We start from the raw sequence: 18,553 nt of genomic DNA on the forward strand, positions 1-18,553 counted from the left end.
AAGCCCTATCCCATGCCGAGAAACACGGCGAGGTTTCGCGTCACAACCAGCATGACGGCATCATCCGCCGCCCCGGTAACCTTGCCCACGCGCTCGCGCTTCACCGACATGGCCTTGTCGATCATGACGAAGGAGGGGAGGGCAAGCCCGTTCGACGGGGTCGGCTCGATCGGAACACGCAGCAGCGGTGCATCGATCGGCGTGCTGGTGATCAGGAGGACCGTGAGCGTGCCCGTTTCGACAAATCGGTCGCTCTGAATGACGAGGGCGGGGCGGGGTTTGCCAAAATCGCCTGTCATGGCGACCGTGACGATGTCGCCGCGCTTCACCCGTCGCTCTCCGGCTCCGCGGCGTCGTCAAGATCAGCCAGGGCGGCGTCTAGGAAATCGGCCAGTTCCGCGTCCCCGTGATCCGCAGACGCCGTCAGGCGCGCCTGCCGCGCACTTTCCTCGGCAAACCCCGGCAGTCGGGTATCCGGCAGCCAGATTTGCACGGGGCGCAGGCCTTGCGCGCGCAGGCTCTCTCGCCGCTTCTGCACACGCCGTCGAACTGTCGTCGCCATGATGCACCTCTGAAACTTTTTGTTACATGTAACATCGGCGGTCTGCGCTGACAATCCGCTCGACAGTGCAGACGATTAGTGACGTCTGGTTTCGCACCGAGATATGCGAAGCGCACGAGGAGGGAAGCCAGGATTTGCATGATGATGGTCTGGCCAAGCGCGTGCTCGGACAAGAGCGCCGGCGGATGGGAAGGCGCTCACCGATGAAGGGCACTTGGAAGCCTGGCTGTAGCTGACCACAAATTTTGACCGCCACCCCTTGACCCTCCCATCATGGGAAGGTCCATGTAAGGTGGCGGAGGTGACCGCTATGAACATGCAGTCCAGGCCCGATGGGGCCAAAATCACGAACGAGACGATCCTTCTGCCCGTCGAGGGCATGACCTGCGCATCCTGTGTGCGGCGGGTGGAAAAGGCCGTCGCGGCGCTGCCGGGCGTGGCCGAAAGTGCGGTCAATTTCGCGACCGAGACGCTGTCGGTGACGCCGGGCGCAGGCTTTTCGGCTGAGGCACTTCTCGCCGCGATCGAGAAGGCCGGCTATGGGGCGAAGGCCGAGACGCTGGTGCTGGAGGTCGAGGACATGACCTGCGCCTCCTGCGTCTCGCGGGTCGAAAAGGCATTGAAATCGGTGCCGTCGATCGAGACCGCGAGCGTCAATCTTGCAACCGGCGAAGCCGTGGTGAAGGTGCTGGGCGGGGTCTCCGCCTTGCCGGCGCTGACCGCTGCCGTTGCCAAGGCCGGGTATGCCGTGAGGCTCGTCAGCGGCGGAACCGCTTTGCAGCCCGGCAGCACTGCTGCGGGCGAGGAGCAGGGCGGCCCTGGCCAGGGTGGTGCTGCACAGGCTCAGGGCGTGGGGCATGCGGAGGGCTCAGCAGGCTCGGTGGCCGATGGCCGGGAGGCACGGCGCGAAAAGGAGATTTCTGGGCTGCGCCGTGATTTCCTGATCGCCCTCGTCCTGACCCTGCCGCTCTTCGTCCTGGAAATGGGCTCCCACATCTATCCGCCGCTGCATCACAGCCTGATGCAGATTTTTCCGGGCAACACGCTCTATCTCCTGCAGTTTGCCCTGGCGACGGCGGTGCTTGCCGGCCCCGGTCGGCGTTTCTATGCCAAGGGCATACCGGCGCTGTTGCGGCTCGCACCCGACATGAACGCGCTGGTCGCGATCGGCACTGGGGCGGCCTATCTCTATTCGCTGGTGACGACATTCGCGCCGGGCCTGCTGCCGGTCGATGCGCGCCATGTCTATTATGAAGCCGCGACCGTCATCGTCTCGCTGATCCTGCTCGGACGACTGCTGGAAGCCCGGGCCAAGGGCCGCACCGGGGCGGCGATCCGCAAGCTTGCCGGTCTGCAGGCGAAGACCGCCCGGGTGGAGCGCGACGGGGCAGTGCAGGACGTGGCCCTCTCCGAGGTCCGGAATGGCGACGTCATCGTGGTGCGGCCCGGCGAACGCATTGCGGTCGATGGCCGGGTGATCGATGGGGCAAGTGCCGTCGACGAGGCGATGATTTCGGGCGAGCCGATCCCGGTGGAGAAGGGGGCCGGGGACACCGTCATCGGCGGCACGGTCAATGGTTCCGGCGCCTTCCGCTTCGAGGCGACCGGCGTCGGCGCCGACATGATGCTCTCGCGCATCATTCGCATGGTGCAGGAGGCGCAAGGGGCAAAGCTGCCGATCCAGAAACTGGTCGACGAGGTGACCGCCTGGTTCGTGCCCGTTGTCATCGGCATCGCGTTCATGACTTTTCTCCTATGGCTGATTTTCGGGCCGGAGCCCGCCTATACGCATGGTCTGGTGGCCGCCGTAGCCGTCCTGATCATCGCCTGCCCCTGCGCCATGGGGCTCGCCACCCCGACCTCGATCATGGTCGGCACAGGCCGCGCCGCCGAACTCGGCGTGCTCTTGCGCAAGGGCGAGGCGCTGCAGAGCCTGTCGGTTATCGACTGGGTGGTGATGGACAAGACCGGCACGATCACCGCCGGCAAGCCGGAGGTGACGGAGATCGTGACCGCCGACGGCTTTGCCGAGGCGGAGGTGCTGCGCCTGACGGCAAGCCTTGAGGCACGCTCGGAACATCCGCTGGCGGATGCCATTGTGCGCGCCGCGGAAGGGCGAGGGATCGCGCTTGCGGCCGTGGAGCAGGTGGAGGCAGTGGCCGGCTTTGGCGTGACCGGGATGGTCGAGGGCCGGCGGGTTGCGGCCGGTGCCGATCGGTTCATGGTGAGGCTCGGGGTGATGCAAGAACCCCTCCCCAACCCCTCCCCACAGGGGGGAGGGGCTGACGCTGCCGACGCTCTGCCCCACGGTCTCTCCCCCCTTGTGGGGGAGATGCCCGGCAGGGCAGAGGGGGACTTTGCTCCAGCCTCCCCGCGAGAGGAAAATCCCCTCCCCAACCCCTCCCCACAAGGGGGAGGGGCTGACGCTGCCGACGCTCTGCCCCACGGTCTCTCCCCCCTTGTGGGGGAGATGGCCGGCAGGCCAGAGGGGGACTTGTCTTCCTCGAACCTCACCGCTGCCGTGACCCGCCTCGCCGACGATGGCGCAAGCCCGCTCTATGTGGCGATCGACGGGAAACTTGCCGCGGCGATTGCGGTGGCCGATCCGATCAAGCCGACGAGCGCGGCTGCCATTGCGGCGCTCAAAACCCGTGGCCTGAAGCTGATGATGGTGACCGGCGACAACCGGCGCACGGCAGAGGCCGTGGCGAGAAAGGCCGGCATCGATGCGGTGGTCGCCGAAGTCTTGCCCGAGGGAAAGGTGAGCGCGATCAAGGACCTGCAGGCGAAGGGTGAGAAGGTCGCCTTTGTCGGCGATGGCATCAACGATGCCCCGGCGCTGGCCACGGCAGAGGCCGGGATTGCGATTGGCACGGGCACGGATGTGGCGATTGAAAGCGCCGATGTGGTGCTGGTCGGCGGTGATCTGCTCGGCGCGCTGCACGCGATCGAACTCTCGGACAGGGTCATGGCCAATATCCGCCAGAACCTCTTCTGGGCCTTCGGCTACAATGTGGCGCTGATCCCGGTGGCGGCGGGTGTGCTCTATCCACTGTCAGGCGTGACCTTCTCGCCGATGCTGGGGGCAGCCGCCATGGGGCTGTCGAGCGTGTTTGTGCTGACGAATGCGCTGAGGTTGAGGACGGCAAAGGTGACGGGCTTCTCAACCTCCCCTTGAGGGGGAGGTCGCGCGGAACGCGCGGGTGGGGTGATGGTGGTGTGCGCCGCCGGCTCACCCCACCCCGCAGCTTTGCTCCGACCCTCCCCCTCGAGGGGAGGGTGGGGGATCCATCTCCCCCCTTGCGGGGGAGAAAGCAAAATCGAGGGCTTAGCCCGGTCAGGGCTAAACCTCAGATTTTCCGTCCTCCCCGCATGGGGGGAGGTAGGGTCAACTTGGGAGAAACGACCATGACGATGAATATCGGGGAAGCGTCTCATGCCTCCGGCGTGTCCGCCAAGATGATCCGCTATTACGAGGAGATCGGGCTGATCGCGCCGGCGGGGCGGACCGCTTCGAATTACCGGGTCTACGATAGCGACAGCGTCAACCGGCTGCGTTTTGTGCGCCGGTCCCGCAACCTCGGCTTCTCGCTGGAGGAGACGGAGCGGCTGCTGAAGCTGTGGGACGACAAGGAGCGGGCCAGTGCCGAGGTGAAGGCGCTCGCGCTCGCCCATGTCGAGGAACTGGACCAGAAGATCGCCGAGATGCAGGCGATGCGCGACACGCTGTCCCACCTCGCCGAGCGCTGCCAGGGCGATGACCGGCCGAACTGCCCGATCCTTGCCGATCTCGAGGGGCGCCCGCTGCGGCAAAAGACCGCCGCAAAAGACAGCGAGGCAGACTGCTGTGGGGATTGACCTTGCCCCCGTGGGAAGGTGCAGAAGGAAAGTCCCGGCAGACCGGCCAGAAGAGCTTTGGTCCTGAGGCATAAAACAGGGAAGGAAGACACCATGACGGCTGAGACCGTTTTCAAGATCGAGGACATGACCTGCGGACATTGTGAGAAGACGATCGTCAAGGCGCTGGCCGACGTTCTGCCGGGCCGTGCCGTGACCATCGATCTCGCTGCCCGCAAGGCCTTTGTCGAAGGCGACGCGGCTCTTGCCGAGCAGGCGATCCGCGAGGCGGGATATACGCCGGTGCGGGCGTAGGTAGGAGGGGGAGCCCATCGGAGGCAGGAAGGGTTTTTCTGTTGACATATGCGGTCAACCCCAGTGTCCGAAAGTATCGTATATATCTAGGAGGGCGCCGCCATGGCCAAGGACTACATCGCCATCACCAAGGAAATCTCGAATGGGATCAAGACCCTGCGCAAGGACATTCCGGATGTGATGGCCGGCTTTTCCGCCATGGCGGGGGCCGCGACGAAGGACGCGGCCTTGTCCAAGAAGGTCAAGGAACTGGTGGCGCTGGGCATTGCCATCTCCACCCGATGCGACGGCTGCATCGGCTTTCACACCGAGGCGCTGATCAAGCTCGGCACGACCAAAGCGGAGTTCGAGGAAACCCTGGGCCTTGCCGTATACATGGGCGGTGGCCCTTCGCTGATGTATGCCGGACACGCGATGGCGGCCTGGGACCAGTTCGGCGGGCCGGATGCCTGACCGAAGGGCGCAGGGCATGCGCTGGTTCGTGGCCCAAAAATGATCGTCCGCCAGAGCATTCTGTACTGTCTAATTTAGGGAAATATTTGCCGCTATCGGGCAGGCTCTTGCCGGAGCGGCACGGTCAAGAGGCCGCCGTGGAGGCTGGCGATAGCATGCGGACGGACACGGACGCGAGAGGGCGGTTGGACTGGCTGTTGCGCATGCCGCCCGAGATCGAGCGGGCCTTCGAGCGCGACTTTGGTAGCGCACGCATTCGCCATCTGCGCCACGCGATCATCGTCGGCCTGATCGTCTACAACATCTACAATCTGACCAGCCTCTATCTGATGGCCGACATCCAGCCCTTCACCGTGGCGATGCGGCTTTTCGTTCTGGTCCCGGGATCGCTGGCGATCTTTTATCTCGTGCCGCGCGTGCCGCCGGCGCTGCGCGAGGTTCTGCTGCTCGCCGGCATGTTTGTGGCAAGCCTCCTGCCGCTCTATCTGCTCTATGTCTCGGCCTCGCCCTATGCGAGCTATACGCTGGGCGAACTGCCGCTGGTGCTCCTCTTCGGCAACATGCTGCTCGTGCTGCGTTTTCGCTTCGCCCTGCTGTTCACCGGCGTGACCTGTCTGGCCGCACTCTGGGTGATCCATCACAAGGCGGATCTCGATCCCAACCTCGTCTTTCCGCTGACCGTGCAGGTGATTACCGGCCTGTTCTTCACGCTCTATGGCAACTGGCATTTCGAGCGCCAGCGCTGTCTGTCCTATGTCGCGCAATACGACGCGCAGAACCGCGCCGACCGGGCCGAGCGGCTGGGCGACGAACTGCGCGACCTGACGCGCACCGATGCGCTGACCGGCATTCCCAACCGCCGCCACCTCGACGAGGTGCTCGCCGCCTGGCCGGGACAACATGACGACCTTCTGCTGCTGATGGTCGATGTCGACCATTTCAAGGCCTATAACGACCGGCTCGGCCATGTCGCGGGCGACGAGGCGCTGCGCCGGATCGCCGCCACGCTCACGACCTTCGCCGCCCGCCATGACGGCTTTGCCGCCCGTTACGGCGGCGAGGAATTCACCCTGCTCTTTGCCGCCGACATGAAAACCGGCGGCGCCTTCCTGGCCGACCGGCTGGTGCGCTCGGTGCGCGAACTCGCCATCCCCCATCCCGCGAGACTCGACGGCCTGTCCACCATCACCGTCTCCGTCGGCTATGCCGGCGCGGCGCAGGGCGACATGCGCGATGCGCGCGACCTGGTGACCCGCGCGGATCTGGCGCTGTATGAGGCGAAGAGTGCCGGGCGCAACAGGTCGAAGGCGGGGTGAGGGGGCTGGTGGCCTCGATCCTTCGAGGCCCCTGCGGTGCAGGGGCACCTCAGGATGAGGGGAGAGCGGCAGCGCCGAACACAAAACCCCGCCAACGGCGGGGTTTTGCTGACATCCCGGGAGGTTTGCGATCACCCGCCTGAGACGGCCACCCTGAGGTGGACTTAATTGCCGGTGCGACCGGCGACCGTTCAATTATGTTATTGCTTGGCCGACAACACAATACAAGCCAGGAAGAACGCATGGGAGGTCTTCTTCGTCAGGCTCGCGACAAGCGTTTGACCTATCGGCGGATTGGTCAAGCCGGTCACGCCTAAGCAAAAGGCGCGCAAGATTCTTAACAAAAGGAAGAAACGCAACCTGTGAACAACGGGTAATGCGCACACAACCTATTGCAGTCTTGCGAACAATCCGGGAACATTAGGGATGGCTAACCACTGATTCTCTCGCCAGAGGCGCGGGTAGCCATCCCTGCAACCCAGCCCAAGAGGACCGGTTTGAATTCGATTCTGACTTTGAAACTGACTAGCAGACACGTCAAGTCGGTCCTTGGGCAAAATTTTGAGGACCACCAACATGGCTCTTTTCGCAGTCAGTTACCAACTTAACGACAAGAAAGACTACCCAAAACTATGGGCTGAAATGACCCGTCTGAAGGGGCTCAAAGTCATGAGGTCGTTCTATTTCCTCGACCTTAGCACCACGGCGAAAGATCTCCGCGACCATCTCAAGACGTTCATTGACAATGACGACGCTATCGCCGTCGTGCCGTTCGACCAAAGGCCCTATCATCACATGGCCTATCAGGGAACGAATGATTGGATAAACGCTAGGTTCGCCTAGTCCGTATCAACTTCGCCGACATGGTGAGGACGCCGCCCGTATGGGCGCTCGCCTATATAAATCGTGACCCCTAGCAGGGACGAAACAAAGTCAAGCGCGGCGGTCTTCATCGGTCCCTCCTTTCCCAGGCTTCGGCCTGGGAGGGGTTTTCGGTTCAGGCGGGGTCTTCAGCATGCGCCGCAAGACCTAGTCGCCCTTCTTGTCGTCAATCTTTTGATCGGGGTCAGACATGGCAAATCCAATTGAAACAGATTTCAAACTAGCCTTAGCCCTTGGGCGCCTAGCAGGGCGCTGGGGGCAAGCCGAAATCGGCGTAGAGATGATTTATATAGCGCTTTCCGAGATGCCTTACAGAAAAGCCGTCATTTCGTTCTCATTCCACAAATCGGTGGGCACACAAAGAGACATCATAGACTTCTTGGCTGACGAGACTGAATGGCTTTCCGAAGATTTACGAAGGGAAGTCAAAGGCGCGGTCAAGGCATTTGCAGATAAGGCCGCAGCCAGAAACGGTTGGGTCCACAACCCATTCGGCAAAAGTTCCGACGACAGTGAAATCGAGATTTACAAGATGAAACGCTCCAGAAAAGGAGACGTCCTTTACTCAAAGGAACCAGCAAGCCCGCAACTGATTATGGCATTTGCGGACGAAGTAGCCGCCATCACAAAGCGACTTTACGCGGCGCACACGCTTCTAATGCTGGCATCCTCAAATAAACCAAGCGCACCGCTTCCGGGTCCCTTTCAACAAGAACAGACCTCGACTCCTCCGAATTACCGAGGACTGATCGCAGCACTTCTGTCCCAGCAATCACCATCTGATCCGTAATTTCAATCTCAGGGCCGGCCTGTCGCGACTCAGTATCCATTTTGCACCTTGGTACGTCAGGTATATAGGTAGGAAAATAATCCTTGACAGCGTGACGGTCATTCGCTAGGGTTATGCCATGATCGGAAAGCTGTGGCCGCAAGGGCCGGGCGGTTCCGGGAAAGGTTTGGCAAGGGTCCGTTCGGCGGGCCCTTCTTTCGTTTCGGAGGGGCCATGCTGTACGGGGATGCGTGCGATGAGGCACTGCCTGACGTGATCGAGGTGAAGGCGGCCGGTGCGACCGGTGCGAGCGGTGCGGCCGGAGCTGGCGATCTGGAGAGGTTGCTGCAGGAGTTCACCGCCGAGATGCGCGCCCAGTTCGACCTGTTTCGCCGCTTGCGGGCCGGCGCCGAGAGCCTAATCGATGGCGCCGACGAGGGGCTGGCAAAACAGGCGCGCGCCGACATCAAGGCGGCGACCGATGCGATTGCGCTGATCGTGCGCACGCTGGAAAAGATCGATGCGCTGCTGCGGCAGCTGGAGCGCGACCGACTGGATGCCGAGGAACGGCTGATGGAGGCGCGAGACCCCGAGGTCTTGCGCGGCGAAGTCGAGGCGCTGATTGCCGCCCGGGTTGAGGCGATGGTGGCCGTGCGTGTCGAGGCGGCGGTGGCGGCACAGAGGGCGGAGGTTGCCGGTCTGGCTGAGGGGCGGGGGCCGCCGTGATGAGCGGCGAGCGCCACCGAAGGTCAATATATGCTTGGGGATGGAGACTTTGTCCATTCGGGCGTAGCATGCTCGGAGTGATGTGCTCTCGGGGTTGCAATTGCAGCTGCTTCTGTTTTTCGTCTATTTGGCCCAGCATTCTCCTGCCGTCGCCCTTGCGGTGCTGCTCGTCATCGGACTGGTCGCCGGCTTCATCTTGAGCCGAACCACGGGCGTGCCGTCACAACGGCGCCTCCTGGTCTTCTCGCTGTCGGTGTGCGGGGCAATCCTGCTGCTGATGGCGCCCTATCTTTTGCATGGCGCGGATGCCGGCAATGCCTCGGCGATCTACGGCATTCTGCTGGCCGTTTCCTTCTATGCGGTTTTGCTCGGCATGTTCGTATTCCTGCCGGTCGCGGCGTTCCTGCTGGTGACGGCTTCGTTTGCTCTGATTTTCTCCGCGCTCATCGCCCGGCCTGCGACGCCACCGGCGCATCACGCAACGGATCAGGCCCCGGCGGCGAGCAGATCGACCATTCCGCGCCGCTTCGGACGAAGGTCTGGCTGATCCGTAAAATCCGCCTTCTTCTGTCGTCAGCCGGCCTCGGCCATCCGGGCGAGCAGGGCGTCGAGCTGGAGGAACTGTTCCGGCATCGTGCTGTCCATGCCGATATAGGCCGTATCGAGCGCCTCCTTCGACGGATAGGCTTCATGCAGGACGAGGCGGGTGCCGGCGGGGTCGGGCTGGAAGGTGACGGTGGTGAGGGTGGTTTCGCCGCTTTCGTCATTGGTCCAGGAGAGCCGGGCATTCGGCACCACCTCGACGTAATCGCCGAAGAAGGTCATGGCTTCCGTGGGATCGTGGCCGAAGGTGACGCTGTAGCGGCCGCCGGGGCGGACATCCATCCGGCAGTCGAGGATCGGCACGCCCATGGATTGCGGCGCCCACCAGAGCGTGAAGATCTCGGGCCGCGTCCAGGCATCGAAGAGGCGCTCGACCGGGGCGGCGAAGACGCGCGTCACCACGAGGTCGGTTTCGGATAGGCGCTCGACGGTGGTCGGGCCGAGGGTGTCACGCTTGCCCATCGCGGGTGTCCTTCTGCATCAGGGTTTCGATCACGGTATCAAGCGCATCGAAGCGGTCGTTCCAGACCTTTCGGCGCGTGGCAATCCAGGCGGCAACGTCGCCGAACCCGTTCGGATCGATCCGGCAGACGCGGACGCGACCCTGTTTTGCTGTTGTCACCAGCCCGGCCTCTTCGAGCAGGGTTACATGTTTTTTCATGCCGGTCAGGCTCATCTCGAACCGATCGGCAAGCGCACTGATCGAGGCCTGCGATCGGCCGAGCTCTTCCAGCACGCCGCGTCGTGTGGCGTCGGCAAGGGCCGCAAAGGCGGCATCGAGATGGGGTTCTAATTGCTGAACCATTTGGTTCAGTGTTAACAGGAATTCCGGCTTGCCGCAAGGCTGGACGTTTGAGCGGGATGCGGAGTGCTTGTCTTCGCCGCTGGCGGGGGCGTGCTTTGTGTGTTCGGGCAGATGGATGCGGCGAAGCCGACTGGTGCGAGCATCTCAGCGGGAGGGCCGCCGTGAGGGCTTGCGTTGTTTTCTATGACCGCCGGGGAGACTGCCGATGACGCCGAAATCCCTGGGGCGGCGGATGCGGGATCGGGTGGTCGAGGCCGAACGGGCCGCGTCTGTGGGACTCGGCAAATCTGCGGTGGAAATCGAGGGGCTGGCCGAGAACGTCAGGAGGGTCAAGGCCGGTGTGAAGGCGCTGTCCACGACGATAGAGCCCGAAACCTGGGCGGCGGCGGGGCTCGATGCTCCAGACGATGCAGGGGCCGGCAGACGCGATCGGGTGCGGGACATAAGCGGCGCGGCAGGAGCGGGGAGGGATGGTGCAGGTGTCGCCGCCCGCCCAGAGGGACCGCTCGACCTCGCACGCCTCACGCCCGCCGACCTCGCCTTTCTCGCCCGCGACTGGCGGCTTCTGGCGCGACCCGAGCAATGGCCGCCGGCGGGCAACTGGCGCAGCTGGCTGATTTTGGGCGGTCGCGGATCGGGCAAGACGCGGGCCGGTGCCGAATGGGTGCAGGCGCAGGTGCTGGCCGCGGGGAAACGCACGGATCTGCGCATCGCGCTGGTGGCGGAGACGCTCGGCGATGCGCGCGAGGTGATGATCGACGGGGCCTCGGGCCTGGCAAGGATTGCACGGCGGATGCGGCCGGAGGTGGAGATTTCACGGCGACGGTTGGTCTGGCCGAACGGGGCGATCGCGCAGATCTTCTCCTCCGAGGATCCCGAAAGCCTGCGCGGACCGCAATTTCATCTCGCCTGGTGCGACGAGCTTGCCAAATGGAAACATGCCGACGAGACTTTTGACATGCTGCAGTTTGCGCTGAGGCTTGGGCAGGCGCCGCGCCAGGTGGTGACGACGACACCGCGGCCCGTGCCGCTGTTGAAGCGGCTGATGGCGGACGAGGCGATGGCCCTGACGAAGATGGCGACGGCGGCCAATGCCGCGCATCTGGCGCCGGGGTTTTTGGCAGCACTTGCCGCCCGCTATGGCGGGACAAGGCTCGGGCGGCAGGAGCTCGACGGCGAGCTGATCGAGGACCGGCCGGATGCGCTCTGGAAGCGGGCGCGGCTCGACGAGATCGTGGTGAAACTGTCAGAGCCGCTGCGGCGCATCGTCGTGGCGGTCGATCCGCCGGCGGGTGGCGTGAATGCCTGCTGCGGCATCGTCGTGGCGGGGCTGAAGGAGAATGGTCAGGCGGTGGTGCTGTCCGATTGTTCGGTGGAAGGTGTTGGCCCGGCGGGCTGGGCGCGGGCGGTGGTGAGCGCCTTCAGGCGCTTCGAGGCCGACCGGGTGGTGGCCGAGGTCAACCAGGGTGGCGACATGGTGCGCGCCGTGCTCGAGGGCATCGAGGCACGGCTGCCGGTGACGACGGTCCGGGCGACGCGCGGCAAGTTTTTGCGCGCCGAGCCGGTGGCGGCCTTGTACGAGCAGGGGCGGGTGCTGCATGCGGGGCGGTTCGTCGAGCTCGAGGACCAGATGTGTGATTTCGGCCCGGAGGGATTGTCGAACGGACGCTCGCCGGACCGGCTCGATGCGCTGGTCTGGGCGCTGACGGCACTGATGCTGGAGGGCGGCGGGGAGCCGAGGATACGGGGGGTGTGAGGGGGTATGTGCCCATGGAGCCGATCCCCTCACCAACAAAATCTGAGGTTTAGCCCTGATCGGGCTAAGCCCTCGATTTTGTAACCTCTCCCACAGAGGGGAGAGGGGTCGTTGCCGTTGGCCTCGCGGTCCCTCTCCCCCCACTGTGGGGGAGAAAGCGAAATCGAAGGCTTAGGCGAGCGCAAGCCGCCTAAACTTCAGATTTCGCAAGTGAGGGGATCGGTTCAGTGGGCACTCTCACTCGCCGGAATTGCGCAGCTCCGACAGAATGTGACGGCAGACATCGTCGAGATGCTGCAGGACCTCGTCGTTCCAGAAGCGCAGGATGCGGAAGCCTTCGGCGGAAAAGAGCGCGTCGCGGGCAATGTCGCTGGCGCTGTCGCCGTGCTGGCCGCCATCGACTTCGATGATCAGCCTGGCTTCGAAGCAGACGAAATCGAGGATGTAGCCGCGCAGTGGAACCTGTCGGCGGAATTTGGCGCGGGCGAGCTGGCGGTCGCGGATTGCGCGCCAGAGCATGGCCTCGGGCAGCGTCGGGTCGGCGCGCATGTGGCGCGCCCGGGTGCGAGCAAGGGGTTTGGGTTGGTGGCGCATGGGACTGGCCTGTTGGATTGGGTCAGTATGCGCCTTTGGGTTGTGATGGCAAGGGGGTGCCAGCTGAACGGGTCCCCTCACCAACAAAATCTGAGGTTTATCCCTGATCGGGCTAAGCCCTCGATTTTGTAACCTCTCCCACAAAGGGGAGAGGGGTCGCTGCCGCCGGCCTTGCGCTCCCTCTCCCCCCACTGTGGGGGAGAAAGCGAAATCGAAGGCTTAGGCGAGCGCAAGCCGCCTAAACTTCAGATTTCGCAAGTGAGGGGATCGGTTCAGTGGGCACTGACTTGGCCATATAAAAACCGGCGCCCCTTCGGACGCCGGGTCGTCATGCAATGCGGTGGATCGGTTTACTTGGCCGAGGGGGTCGGCGGGGCCGGCTGGCGGACCTGGCGCCATTCGTTTTCGAGGCGCTGCAGGACATGGGCCGGGATGGTGGTCGGGGCGGCGGTCTTGGGCGAAGTGGTCGTCGTCTGCATGTCTTCCCTCCTCATGTTGGAAGTTGTGCTCCCAAACGTCTGCATGAGCGGAAAGTTCCACAGTGTTAAAGCTTTGTAAATGTGAACGGAACGGGCTCTAAACGATTGAAATTTCTTCAATCGTTTTAAAATCCAAGATTTTTTTCGGCCCCTCGCGGCGCAGCCAGCGGGCGCCCGCTATTGCAGGCAATCATGGCTCCCTCGGGAGCCTCCGCACCGGCCGCAGGCTGTCGTCTTCTCTCCAGTTTTCGAGGTTTCAGATGCGGATGGATCGCAGGATCTTCTTTGCCGGATTGCGCCATGCCGTGTTTGGCGGGCGGCTGTCGGAAGGGCAGGTGGCGGGCATCGAGGCGGTGCTGACGCGCTTTTCCGCGCGGGGCTGGAGCGACCCGCGCTGGCTCGCCTATATGCTGGCGACGGCCCATCACGAAACGGGCGGGACGATGCAGGCGGTGCGCGAGACCTTCGCGGCGGATGATGACGAGGCGGTGGCGCGGCTGGAACGGGCCTTTCGCGCGGGCAAACTGCCGACGGTGACGACACCCTATTGGCGCCGGGACGCGGCCGGCCGGAGCTATTATGGCCGGGGGCTGGTGCAGATCACCCACCGGGAAAACTACGCGAGGATGAGCCGGGTGGTGGGACACGATCTGGTAGCAGAGCCGGATCTGGCGCTGCGGCTGGACGTGGCGGCGACGATCCTGGTGGTCGGCATGACCGAAGGGCTGTTTTCCGGAGCGCGGCTCGCCGACTATTTCGTCGGCATCAAGGCCGATTGGCAGGGCGCGCGAAACATCATCAACGGCCGGGATCGGGCGGCCAGGATTGCGGCAAAGGCGCAGATTTTCGATGCGGCGATCCGGGTGGCTCTGGTGGTGTGATCGCAGCGAACAGGCTTCGTGCGGCCCATTGGCGGATTGAGCGACAGGGCGCGCGGTGCTATCGGCTTGTGCACCGCAACAGGTCTACAGGTGCCCCATGATCCGTCACATCGTTTTCTTCACGGTCAGACCCGAGAATGTCGAAGCGGTGCGGGCGGGACTGTCGATTCTCACCGAGATTCCAAGTGCGGCGCGGCTGGAGATCGGCACCAACGTGAAGACCGATGGTTTTCACCGCAGCATCGATCTCGTGGTCTATGGCGAGTTCGAGGACGAACAGGCGCTGGCCGCCTACAAGGCGCATCCGCTCTATGAGGAGAGTATCCGCCGGGTCAAGCCGCTGCGCGAGGAGCGGTTTGCGGCGGATTACGTGGTGGGGGATGCGGTGACGGCGCGGGTGTGAGGGCTTCTCAGGCCGGGCTTAGCAAGGGCTCCAATCGGGCCGCGAGCAGGGACGGATCGTCGTTGCCGATGATCAGCGCTTCGATCACATGTTTCAGGCTCTCCTGCTGTTTTGCATCGAGAACCAGTCGGGAGCCGTTGATGGCAATGAAATAACGGCCTGAGAGCCAGGCCGTCCGCTTGTTGCCCTGCTCGAAGGCATGTGCCTTGCCGATCGACCGGATGATGCAACTGGCGAGCCAGGAGAGGGATGATATCTGGTGATACTCTGCCTGGAAACGCGGACGATGCAGGGCGCCTTAGAGGGCGGAGCGATCGCGCAGGAAGTGGTTTTCCGAAGTGCCGCGAAGCAGCCGTCTGTTGATCGCAATCACATCCTCGATTGCAATCCAGAGGGGCTCGCTCATGCGCTCACTTGGCCAGATGATCCAGGATGATCCTGTCGGTGACGAGTAGGTCTTCGACGAAAGCGTCGAGATCCGGCCTGGCTGCAACCGGATTTGCGGCCTTCAGGGCGACGCTTTCGGACGACGCGACCGCAGCTTTGCGGCCATCGCTCTTCCGGCTCTCGTCAACATGACCGATTTTCGCTTTTGAACTCATAGCCGGATTATAGCGCAGGATCGGTGTTTTGACGAGCACTGCGGCGCTGGCCGTGTCTCGACCTTCATTCCAGAGGACACTCCCATGAAACTCCCCTTCCGTCTGCCCTGGGCGCAAGCCCGGGATCGAACCTCCGTGCCTGAGAAGAAGGCGCTGAATCCCCGTCCCGGCACGGCGTTGGCGCTGATTGCGGGGGAGGGGGAGGCGCGGTGGACGGGGAGGTCCTATGCGGCGCTGGCGCGCGAGGGGTTCATGAAGAACCCGGTGGCGCATCGCTGCGTGCGGCTGGTTTCGGAAGCGGCCGCCAGCATCGGCTTTCTCGCCTATCAAGGCGCGCAAGAACGGGAGGGGCATCCGGCCCTTGCTCTGCTTGCGCGGCCGAACGGGGCGATGACGGGAGCGGATTTTTTGGAAGCGCTCTATGGTCAGTTGTTGCTCTCGGGCAATGCCTATGTCGAAGCGGTGCGCGTGGGCATGGGTGGGACGGCGGCGCTGCATCTGTTGCGGCCGGACCGGGTGAGCGTGGTGACAGGCGCCGATGGCTGGCCGTCCGCCTATGATTATCGCGCCGGCACGAAGGCGAGGCGGATACCGCTCGACGGGCTCTTGCATCTGAAGCTGTTTCACCCGCTCGACGATCACGAGGGATTTGCGCCGCTCGCGGCAGCGCAAGTTGCGCTCGATCTGCACAATGCGGCGGGGCGCTGGAACAAGGCGCTGCTCGACAATTCGGCGAGACCTTCCGGCGCGCTGGTCTATCAGCCGAAGGAGGGCGGCAATCTCTCTGCCGACCAGTATCAGCGGCTGAAGGTGGAGCTCGACGAGGGCTATTCCGGCCCGATGCGCGCCGGGCGGCCACTGCTCTTGGAAGGCGGGCTCGACTGGAAGTCGATGGGGCTGTCGCCCAAGGACATGGATTTCGTCGAGGCGAAGAACGGGGCGGCCCGCGACATCGCCCTTGCCTTCGGCGTGCCGCCCATGCTGCTCGGCATTCCCGGGGACAACACCTATGCCAATTACCAGGAGGCCAACCGCGCCTTCTATCGCCTGACCGTGCTGCCGCTGGTGACACGGACGGGGGCGTCGCTTTCGGTGTTTCTGGGCGAGCTGACGGGCGAGACGGTTAGGCTGGTGCCGGATCTCGATACGGTCGCGGGGCTTTCGGCCGAACGCGATGCGCTCTGGGCAAGGGTCGGGGCGGCAGCGTTTTTGACGGATGAGGAGAAGCGCGAGGCGGTGGGGTATTGAGTTTGGTTTCGTGCCAACGGAACTGATCCCCTCACTGGCGAAATCTGAAGTTTAGGCGGCTTGCGCTCGCCTAAAGCTTCGATTTCGCTTTCTCCCCCACAGAGGGGGGAGAAGGAGCGCGGGGCTGGCGGCAACGGCCCCTCTCCCCTTGTGGGAGAGGTTACAAAATCGAGGGCTTAGCCCGCTCAGGGCTAAACCTCAGATTTTGTTGGTGAGGGGATCGGGCAAGGGGGCGAATAGGTTCGCCTTGTGGCCTTCTCATTGCACTTGGAGAGCCGGAACGGCGCGAGGGCGCAGTGCCAACGGAACTGATCCCCTCACTGGCGAAATCTGAAGTTTAGGCGGCTTGCGCTCGCCTAAGCCTTCGATTTCGCTTTCTCCCCCACAGTGGGGGGAGAAGGAGCGCGCGGTTGCGGCATCGCCCCCTCTCCCACAAGGGAAGGGTGGACGCGGCCAGCGGCGATGTTGGCTCTCCCCTCTGCGGGAGAGGTTGAAAAACCGAGGGCTTGGGAGCGATCAGGCTTAAACCTCAGATTTTGTTGGTGAGGTGATCGATAAGAACAGTATTTCCCGTTCTAGCCGTCTCGTTCCGCCGCAGCCTCGGGCGCCGCCTGCAGCATCGCGGGCGAAAGCGACAGGTGGCGGGTCAAGACGGTGACGAGGCGGGCGATGGCCTCGCGACGGGCGTTGTGCAGCCGGTGGCCGAGCGCGGTCATCGCAGCTTCGAGCCTGACATCGCAGGACTGCACGCCGGGACGACCGTAGAAGAGGTAGCCGAGCGCGATCGACAGAATGGCCATCAGGCCGGCGGCAATCAGCACATCCGAGAGGAAATGCGCGCCAAACGCGATGCGGTTGAGCGCGGTGAGGGCGGCAAAGGCGCTGAGCAGGCAGAAGACGCAGCGGCGCCAGACGATCGGCACGAAGAAGGCGAGCGGGATGAGACAGGTGACGACAGCCGCTTCGCCCGAGACGAAGGAACGGTCGTCGAAGTAGTCGCCGCCGAGTGCCCAGGCATGGATGAAATGATCGGTGCCGCCAAAGTCCAGCACGCTACGCGGGCGCGGCCGATCGAAGAGCGGCTTGAAGATCCCGTTGACCATCAGGGCCGGCCCGAGCAGGAAGAGGCTGGCGAAATAGAGCGTGAAGCGCGGCGGAAAGAGCGAGGCGCGCGAGGGATAGATCAGCTTCAGCAGCAGGCCGATCACCAGCACGATGGTCAGCGTCAGCGGAAAATACTGGCCGAAAGCGCGGAACGTGTTGAGCGCGGTAATTTTGGTCGCCGGGAACCCCTGGCCTGCAACGTAGAAGAGGCGGCTGACGGCGAGGTCCACCGCCGGAAATGCGACGAAGAATGCCGACAGCGTCAGCGTGACCAGAAGTGCCAAGAGAAGCGGTTTTTCCGACACAGTTCCGCGCGGCGCACGCGCCGTGTCGAGGACGAAGACCATGATGTACCCCAAGACAGATATTACCCCGAGGCCACTTGAGCAGGGCTTGATGAAGGGCGTGTGACGGCCGCGTGGGGATGGGGGAAATGCGGGTCTGGGCCTCGTCCTTCGAGGCCCTCGCTTGGCGAGGGCGCCTCAGGATGAGGGGAGACGTTGTCTAAACGGATGGTGGTGTCGGGGAGCGGCGCACCGGCCGCAGGGCGTGCGGTGCCTTCCGTTGAATCAGAATGTGAGCGACTTCATGCGGCGTGTTCACATGCGCAATCGTCGTATGAACATTCGCGGACAAGAGATTCAGAATATTCGGAAAAATTCGCCGCCAGCCTGCCGGAAGGCCGGTGATGTCCTGGCTGTGGAAGGGAAGGTTTGCGCCGGCCGCAGCCTTTTGGGCGGGATCGTTCCGGCCGGCGCGACAGGAATTCTAGCAGCGAAAGATGAACAAATGACTGACTTCAGCCATGACGGCGGCGTTTTGTCCGCCCGTCTGATCGGCGCTGTCGCGGGCTCTGCGATTTCGCTGGTCTATCTCCTGCCCAAACATCGCCGCGAGGCGGCGGTGCGTTTTCTGACCGGCGTTGCCTGCGGACTGATCTTCGGCGGTCCGACGGGGCTTTGGGGTGCGGCCCGGCTCGGGATCGAACCGGAACTCTCGCCCGCCGAGATCATGCTGGCCGGCGCCACGCTTGCGTCCTTCACCGCCTGGTGGGGACTGGGCGTGCTGGTGCGACTCACCGGGCGGGCGGGGGAAAAGGTGGGGTGAGGTGGGCGGCTTCCGTATGGAGAACTGCCCCTCATCCGCCCTTCGGGCACCTTCTCCCCGCAGGCGGGGAGAAGGGCGACGGCGGCCGGCGTCTTGGCCCCTTCTCCCCGT

The 18,553-nt window shown here is 63.7% G+C and carries 22 protein-coding genes; 14 read left to right on the forward strand and 8 right to left on the reverse strand.

Translation table 11 applies throughout. The annotated features are described in order from the left end of the window. Positions 1 to 5: 5 nt before the first annotated feature. Positions 6 to 329 carry a type II toxin-antitoxin system PemK/MazF family toxin gene (locus tag ACT53S_RS06245; RefSeq protein ID WP_113379322.1) on the reverse strand — a complete coding sequence of 108 codons (324 nt, stop codon included), beginning with the start codon at positions 327 to 329 and terminating at the stop codon, positions 6 to 8. Continuing rightward, positions 326 to 562 carry an antitoxin MazE family protein gene (locus tag ACT53S_RS06250; RefSeq protein WP_113379323.1) on the reverse strand — a complete coding sequence of 79 codons (237 nt, stop codon included), beginning with the start codon at positions 560 to 562 and terminating at the stop codon, positions 326 to 328. The genes ACT53S_RS06245 and ACT53S_RS06250 overlap by 4 nt, the downstream gene beginning before the upstream one ends. Before the next feature lie 310 nt (positions 563 to 872). Here ACT53S_RS06250 and ACT53S_RS06255 point away from each other — a divergent pair, with 310 nt between their 5' ends. From ACT53S_RS06255 to ACT53S_RS06295, 9 genes are all read left to right on the forward strand, one after another. Then, the gene (locus ACT53S_RS06255; protein WP_476066314.1) at positions 873 to 3,740 is read left to right on the forward strand and encodes a heavy metal translocating P-type ATPase; all 2,868 of its coding nucleotides are present in this window, start codon (positions 873 to 875) and stop codon (positions 3,738 to 3,740) included. 236 nt (positions 3,741 to 3,976) lie between these two features. Further along, complete coding sequence (cueR, locus tag ACT53S_RS06260; RefSeq protein ID WP_476066653.1) at positions 3,977 to 4,420, forward strand: Cu(I)-responsive transcriptional regulator; 444 nt, start codon at positions 3,977 to 3,979, stop codon at positions 4,418 to 4,420. A gap of 93 nt (positions 4,421 to 4,513) precedes the next feature. Further along, positions 4,514 to 4,714 carry a heavy-metal-associated domain-containing protein gene (locus ACT53S_RS06265; RefSeq protein WP_476066315.1) on the forward strand — a complete coding sequence of 67 codons (201 nt, stop codon included), beginning with the start codon at positions 4,514 to 4,516 and terminating at the stop codon, positions 4,712 to 4,714. Positions 4,715 to 4,816: 102 nt separating this feature from the next. After that, positions 4,817 to 5,167, forward strand: coding sequence for a carboxymuconolactone decarboxylase family protein (locus ACT53S_RS06270; protein ID WP_142069982.1), 351 nt, complete (start codon positions 4,817 to 4,819; stop codon positions 5,165 to 5,167). Positions 5,168 to 5,322: 155 nt separating this feature from the next. Further along, positions 5,323 to 6,483, forward strand: a complete 1,161-nt coding sequence (locus ACT53S_RS06275) for a GGDEF domain-containing protein (protein ID WP_476066316.1) — start codon at positions 5,323 to 5,325, stop codon at positions 6,481 to 6,483. A 576-nt stretch (positions 6,484 to 7,059) separates the two neighbouring features. Continuing rightward, positions 7,060 to 7,326 (forward strand): hypothetical protein, encoded by a 267-nt coding sequence (locus tag ACT53S_RS06280; RefSeq protein ID WP_476066317.1) that lies wholly within the window; start codon positions 7,060 to 7,062, stop codon positions 7,324 to 7,326. Positions 7,327 to 7,555: 229 nt separating this feature from the next. Further along, complete coding sequence (locus ACT53S_RS06285) at positions 7,556 to 8,155, forward strand: hypothetical protein (protein ID WP_476066318.1); 600 nt, start codon at positions 7,556 to 7,558, stop codon at positions 8,153 to 8,155. 213 nt (positions 8,156 to 8,368) lie between these two features. Beyond that, positions 8,369 to 8,860, forward strand: coding sequence for a hypothetical protein (locus ACT53S_RS06290; protein WP_476066319.1), 492 nt, complete (start codon positions 8,369 to 8,371; stop codon positions 8,858 to 8,860). A 100-nt stretch (positions 8,861 to 8,960) separates the two neighbouring features. Beyond that, positions 8,961 to 9,407 (forward strand): hypothetical protein, encoded by a 447-nt coding sequence (locus ACT53S_RS06295; RefSeq protein ID WP_476066320.1) that lies wholly within the window; start codon positions 8,961 to 8,963, stop codon positions 9,405 to 9,407. A 26-nt stretch (positions 9,408 to 9,433) separates the two neighbouring features. Here ACT53S_RS06295 and ACT53S_RS06300 read toward each other — a convergent pair whose 3' ends face one another. Together ACT53S_RS06300 and ACT53S_RS06305 are read right to left on the reverse strand one after the other, a co-directional pair. Continuing rightward, complete coding sequence (locus ACT53S_RS06300) at positions 9,434 to 9,925, reverse strand: SRPBCC domain-containing protein (protein WP_476066321.1); 492 nt, start codon at positions 9,923 to 9,925, stop codon at positions 9,434 to 9,436. Continuing rightward, a complete protein-coding gene (locus ACT53S_RS06305) occupies positions 9,912 to 10,268 on the reverse strand; it encodes an ArsR/SmtB family transcription factor (protein WP_476066322.1) in 357 nt (118 codons plus the stop codon). Before ACT53S_RS06305 ends, ACT53S_RS06300 begins: the two co-directional genes overlap by 14 nt. Before the next feature lie 205 nt (positions 10,269 to 10,473). Between ACT53S_RS06305 and ACT53S_RS06310 the strand changes: the two genes are divergently transcribed. Continuing rightward, a complete protein-coding gene (locus ACT53S_RS06310; protein ID WP_476066323.1) occupies positions 10,474 to 12,024 on the forward strand; it encodes a DNA-packaging protein in 1,551 nt (516 codons plus the stop codon). Positions 12,025 to 12,261: 237 nt separating this feature from the next. Here the strand turns inward: ACT53S_RS06310 and ACT53S_RS06315 are convergent, their stop codons facing one another. Both ACT53S_RS06315 and ACT53S_RS06320 read right to left on the reverse strand, forming a co-directional pair. After that, positions 12,262 to 12,618 carry an endonuclease domain-containing protein gene (locus ACT53S_RS06315; RefSeq protein ID WP_476066324.1) on the reverse strand — a complete coding sequence of 119 codons (357 nt, stop codon included), beginning with the start codon at positions 12,616 to 12,618 and terminating at the stop codon, positions 12,262 to 12,264. A gap of 350 nt (positions 12,619 to 12,968) precedes the next feature. Then, complete coding sequence (locus tag ACT53S_RS06320) at positions 12,969 to 13,097, reverse strand: hypothetical protein (protein WP_476066325.1); 129 nt, start codon at positions 13,095 to 13,097, stop codon at positions 12,969 to 12,971. A gap of 260 nt (positions 13,098 to 13,357) precedes the next feature. Between ACT53S_RS06320 and ACT53S_RS06325 the strand changes: the two genes are divergently transcribed. Further along, on the forward strand, positions 13,358 to 13,978 hold the full coding sequence (locus tag ACT53S_RS06325) for a glycoside hydrolase family 19 protein (RefSeq protein WP_476066326.1): 621 nt from the start codon (positions 13,358 to 13,360) through the stop codon (positions 13,976 to 13,978). A gap of 97 nt (positions 13,979 to 14,075) precedes the next feature. Further along, a complete protein-coding gene (locus ACT53S_RS06330; RefSeq protein ID WP_142069969.1) occupies positions 14,076 to 14,381 on the forward strand; it encodes a Dabb family protein in 306 nt (101 codons plus the stop codon). 410 nt (positions 14,382 to 14,791) lie between these two features. Here the strand turns inward: ACT53S_RS06330 and ACT53S_RS06335 are convergent, their stop codons facing one another. Further along, entirely contained in the window at positions 14,792 to 14,983 is a 192-nt protein-coding gene (locus ACT53S_RS06335; protein WP_476066327.1) for a hypothetical protein, read from the reverse strand. Positions 14,984 to 15,067: 84 nt separating this feature from the next. On the opposite strand from ACT53S_RS06335, the gene ACT53S_RS06340 reads away from it, so the two are divergent. Further along, positions 15,068 to 16,231: a phage portal protein gene (locus ACT53S_RS06340; protein ID WP_476066328.1), complete on the forward strand. Its 1,164-nt coding sequence runs from the start codon at positions 15,068 to 15,070 to the stop codon at positions 16,229 to 16,231. A 575-nt stretch (positions 16,232 to 16,806) separates the two neighbouring features. Here ACT53S_RS06340 and ACT53S_RS06345 read toward each other — a convergent pair. Then, entirely contained in the window at positions 16,807 to 17,682 is an 876-nt protein-coding gene (locus ACT53S_RS06345) for a phosphatase PAP2 family protein (protein ID WP_476066329.1), read from the reverse strand. A 442-nt stretch (positions 17,683 to 18,124) separates the two neighbouring features. Between ACT53S_RS06345 and ACT53S_RS06350 the strand changes: the two genes are divergently transcribed. Continuing rightward, complete coding sequence (locus ACT53S_RS06350; RefSeq protein ID WP_113465116.1) at positions 18,125 to 18,442, forward strand: DUF6107 family protein; 318 nt, start codon at positions 18,125 to 18,127, stop codon at positions 18,440 to 18,442. Positions 18,443 to 18,553: the final 111 nt, after the last annotated feature.

This window comes from Allorhizobium sp. DMC15, assembly GCF_056314065.1.

What these genes read in the sequence shown, in the direction of transcription:
- ACT53S_RS06290 (WP_476066319.1), top strand. Translation starts at nt 8,369, where the DNA reads ATGCTGTACGGGGATGCGTGCGATGAGGCACTGCCTGACGTGATCGAG.
- ACT53S_RS06345 (WP_476066329.1), bottom strand. Translation starts at nt 17,682, where the DNA reads ATGGTCTTCGTCCTCGACACGGCGCGTGCGCCGCGCGGAACTGTGTCG.
- cueR (WP_476066653.1), top strand. Translation starts at nt 3,977, where the DNA reads ATGAATATCGGGGAAGCGTCTCATGCCTCCGGCGTGTCCGCCAAGATG.
- ACT53S_RS06310 (WP_476066323.1), top strand. Translation starts at nt 10,474, where the DNA reads ATGACGCCGAAATCCCTGGGGCGGCGGATGCGGGATCGGGTGGTCGAG.
- ACT53S_RS06270 (WP_142069982.1), top strand. Translation starts at nt 4,817, where the DNA reads ATGGCCAAGGACTACATCGCCATCACCAAGGAAATCTCGAATGGGATC.
- ACT53S_RS06285 (WP_476066318.1), top strand. Translation starts at nt 7,556, where the DNA reads ATGGCAAATCCAATTGAAACAGATTTCAAACTAGCCTTAGCCCTTGGG.
- ACT53S_RS06265 (WP_476066315.1), top strand. Translation starts at nt 4,514, where the DNA reads ATGACGGCTGAGACCGTTTTCAAGATCGAGGACATGACCTGCGGACAT.
- ACT53S_RS06330 (WP_142069969.1), top strand. Translation starts at nt 14,076, where the DNA reads ATGATCCGTCACATCGTTTTCTTCACGGTCAGACCCGAGAATGTCGAA.
- ACT53S_RS06250 (WP_113379323.1), bottom strand. Translation starts at nt 562, where the DNA reads ATGGCGACGACAGTTCGACGGCGTGTGCAGAAGCGGCGAGAGAGCCTG.
- ACT53S_RS06340 (WP_476066328.1), top strand. Translation starts at nt 15,068, where the DNA reads ATGAAACTCCCCTTCCGTCTGCCCTGGGCGCAAGCCCGGGATCGAACC.
- ACT53S_RS06335 (WP_476066327.1), bottom strand. Translation starts at nt 14,983, where the DNA reads ATGAGTTCAAAAGCGAAAATCGGTCATGTTGACGAGAGCCGGAAGAGC.
- ACT53S_RS06300 (WP_476066321.1), bottom strand. Translation starts at nt 9,925, where the DNA reads ATGGGCAAGCGTGACACCCTCGGCCCGACCACCGTCGAGCGCCTATCC.
- ACT53S_RS06255 (WP_476066314.1), top strand. Translation starts at nt 873, where the DNA reads ATGAACATGCAGTCCAGGCCCGATGGGGCCAAAATCACGAACGAGACG.
- ACT53S_RS06325 (WP_476066326.1), top strand. Translation starts at nt 13,358, where the DNA reads ATGCGGATGGATCGCAGGATCTTCTTTGCCGGATTGCGCCATGCCGTG.
- ACT53S_RS06275 (WP_476066316.1), top strand. Translation starts at nt 5,323, where the DNA reads ATGCGGACGGACACGGACGCGAGAGGGCGGTTGGACTGGCTGTTGCGC.
- ACT53S_RS06320 (WP_476066325.1), bottom strand. Translation starts at nt 13,097, where the DNA reads ATGCAGACGACGACCACTTCGCCCAAGACCGCCGCCCCGACCACCATC.
- ACT53S_RS06280 (WP_476066317.1), top strand. Translation starts at nt 7,060, where the DNA reads ATGGCTCTTTTCGCAGTCAGTTACCAACTTAACGACAAGAAAGACTAC.
- ACT53S_RS06305 (WP_476066322.1), bottom strand. Translation starts at nt 10,268, where the DNA reads ATGGTTCAGCAATTAGAACCCCATCTCGATGCCGCCTTTGCGGCCCTT.
- ACT53S_RS06350 (WP_113465116.1), top strand. Translation starts at nt 18,125, where the DNA reads ATGACTGACTTCAGCCATGACGGCGGCGTTTTGTCCGCCCGTCTGATC.
- ACT53S_RS06315 (WP_476066324.1), bottom strand. Translation starts at nt 12,618, where the DNA reads ATGCGCCACCAACCCAAACCCCTTGCTCGCACCCGGGCGCGCCACATG.